The sequence below is a fragment of the Pseudotamlana haliotis genome (assembly GCF_008806375.1).
Lineage (GTDB): Bacteria > Bacteroidota > Bacteroidia > Flavobacteriales > Flavobacteriaceae > Pseudotamlana > Pseudotamlana haliotis.
Genome location: NZ_WAAT01000003.1, coordinates 257 through 3082, shown reverse-complemented (window position 1 = coordinate 3082; position 2826 = coordinate 257). Strand labels below are relative to the sequence as shown.

Annotated in this window: 3 protein-coding genes; all 3 read left to right on the top strand. The window is 32.2% G+C overall.

Annotated features, from left to right (window positions below; genetic code table 11):
* Window positions 1–781: 781 nt before the first annotated feature.
* The 3 genes from F6U93_RS00480 (at window position 782) to F6U93_RS00470 (ending at window position 2242) form a co-directional block, all read left to right on the top strand.
* On the top strand, window positions 782–997 hold the full coding sequence (locus F6U93_RS00480) for a hypothetical protein (RefSeq protein ID WP_150935777.1): 216 nt from the start codon (window positions 782–784) through the stop codon (window positions 995–997).
* An 11-nt stretch (window positions 998–1008) separates the two neighbouring features.
* Window positions 1009–1458: a hypothetical protein gene (locus F6U93_RS00475; protein WP_150935775.1), complete on the top strand. Its 450-nt coding sequence runs from the start codon at window positions 1009–1011 to the stop codon at window positions 1456–1458.
* 160 nt (window positions 1459–1618) lie between these two features.
* Entirely contained in the window at window positions 1619–2242 is a 624-nt protein-coding gene (locus tag F6U93_RS00470) for a GIY-YIG nuclease family protein (protein ID WP_150935773.1), read from the top strand.
* Window positions 2243–2826: the final 584 nt, after the last annotated feature.

The window sequence follows — 2826 nt, the reverse complement described above, 5'->3', positions numbered from 1 at the left end:
GCGCTATACACAACAATGCCTATGCTTAATACGGGTTTGGTCTTTAATTTAAAAGCTAGTCTGTATTTGCTAAGTACGCCAAATCTTTTGATTTGGCTTTAGTACTAAAAAGATAAAACAAAATAAAAAGATTTGGCTAAGTGCTTAAACGAAAGTTCACTACTTTTAAATCCCGTACTAACCATAGCCGAAAACGTTAGCACACATCCCTACTCTGCTCTAAAAAAGCTAGATTTCTGAATATCTGACTCTAGAAAAACTTTAATTTTATCAAAAAAATTAAAGAAGCTATTCTCCTGTATTCGAAGTGAAAACAGGCGTTAAAAACATAACGCAATCGGATTCTGCTCACTCAAACGGTTTCGGACACTAGCAGTCCGCAATTATGAAGCTATTCGGACTTTAAATCGCTAAAAATATGTTTAACAAAGCTCTAAAAAGCTGATTCTGATTACTCAGACGATTTCGGACACCAATCTTTCGCAACTCTTACGGCGGACTCAAAATCTGGATGACAAAACTAAACCTAAAAAACAGTTATCTAAACAGTTATTTCTAAGCATTTTAAAGGTAAAAATTAAACAAAAACACACGTGCGCTAACAAAATGTATAAAAAATTGCTATTTTTAGCTATTCCGAAAGGCTTGTGTTTTTTTGCTAAGCGGATTTTCCTGCGGAAAATCCTCGCGGGCGTAAACGCAACTTTCAATACATCAACCGTTGCCATTCATTTTGGCAATAAATTTATTACTATAAAAAACTATTTTAACTTCTTGAAAAATGAATAAAAACAATGAAATAAATGGATTCCCTAAAATCGCTGGAATTATCACAGGAATAGTTATATTTATTTATTTACTACCAATTTTACTAAAAGGAGTAAATTTCATTAGTCCATTAGGAATTTTTCTTATAATGGCGCCATTAGTAATAGCGTCTCTCGGTGGAGCTATTGTAGCAGGAATATTACAATACATTTCAAATTTATTTAAATAAAACATTGTAGAATGAATAATATCATACTAACTTTATTATTAATACTAGGATTTAATACAACAAATGCACAAGTAACTCAAGAATACAGAGCTGACCAAATGCTTATATTAACTGATTATGTCCGAGGAGTAACAGGAAATATTATTACATATTCAAATGAGGGAAGTACCGTTATTATTGAAATACCCACAGTAAAAGTAGCCAATATGGTAAACTCAACTTACAAGATTATAGAAGAAGCAATTACACATAATGAGTACAAAGAAGAGTTCACAAAAAGTATGATAAGTGGATTATCCGAAACTTATATTGATGTATTTGAAACTTGTGAATTTGACAGTATTAAAGTCAGATTTCTTAAACTTAACAAGACTACTGTAGATGGAGTTCCGATTAAATTAGATAGGACTCTATCAAAAAATGTAGTAAAACTAGAAAGAGAAGACAAAAATAGAAAATAAAAAAACGAAATGGCAACACCGTGTATAATTCATTGCTAGTTATAGCCTACTTACGAAAGTCCTCGCGGACTTTCTATCTGTGATTTATTTGCTAAATTCGTGCTTAAACACGCAACGAAATCATACACAAAACCGTTGTAAGTAATACGAAAAAACCATTATGGCAGAATTGACAAGCGAACAAATTCGATTTTTAAAAGAGCAGAAAATACATCTGAAATTTGTTTTTAATGCTCAAGGACTTTCTAAAACCGACTATCGTGTAATAATGAAAGAACTTAATAAAATGATTGCTTTCAATGTTACACCTTGTAAAAAAGAAGGACATACTTTACGAACAAGAAGTGGTCATTGTTGTCAATGTGATACAGCAAAAATTGCCTTTCAGAAAAGAAACGACTCTGCTGGAATAGTTTATATAGCTGGAAGTTTAACTGGGGAGGTCGTGAAAATCGGATTTTCAAAAGCGGTTGAAATACGAACGGAATCTTTAAATCGGACAAAATACGCTGGATTTAATGATTGGAAAATACTTTTTGCTCTTAAAAGTATTGACGCTGGAAAAATAGAAACTAAATCAAATTCTTTATTACACGAATATGCCTTTTCGCTTGATTACGAACACGACGGACATTGGCAAGATTCTCACGAAACTTATCATTGTGCTTATTCAAAAGCAAAAGGATTTGTAGAAAAAGCTTATAAAACAGAAAAATACTCAATTGAAATTGAGCTGAATAGTCCGACCGAAAAATATGAATTTAGGAACTTAAAGAAAGTGTAAACATTGTGAAAAGCACTACTTACAACAACGTATATAGCTCATAGCTAATTAGTTGCTTAATTGAAGTTAAGGTATATTTGGAAAGTCGCCAAATTTTTAAATTTGACGACTTTCCAATAAAAAAGATAATTAGTAAAATTTAAAAATCTGGCTTGTGCTCAATCCGAAAATATTTTTCTAATTTGCACGCTACGAGCCATATACAAAACCGTTGTGTATAACGTCTCACTCCTACTTAAAACACTCATTTCCTGAATATTTAACTCTAAAAACTCTGATTTCCTCAAAAAATCAAAAAACTAATTCCACTGAAATCTAAGCGAAAACAGGCTTTAAAAATATAGCGCAATCAGATTCTGCTCACTCTTGCGACTTCGGACAATAGCAATTCGCAATTATGACGTAATTCGGACTTTTAGAACGCTAAAAATATGTTTAACAAAACTCAAAAAGCTAATTCTGCTTACTCAGACGACTTCGGACACCAATATTACGCAACTGTTACGGCGGCCTGAAAATCTGGGCGGTAAATTAGTTCGTGACAAAATTGAGGTTTAAAACGTGCAAATCAAAACGTAAATCTA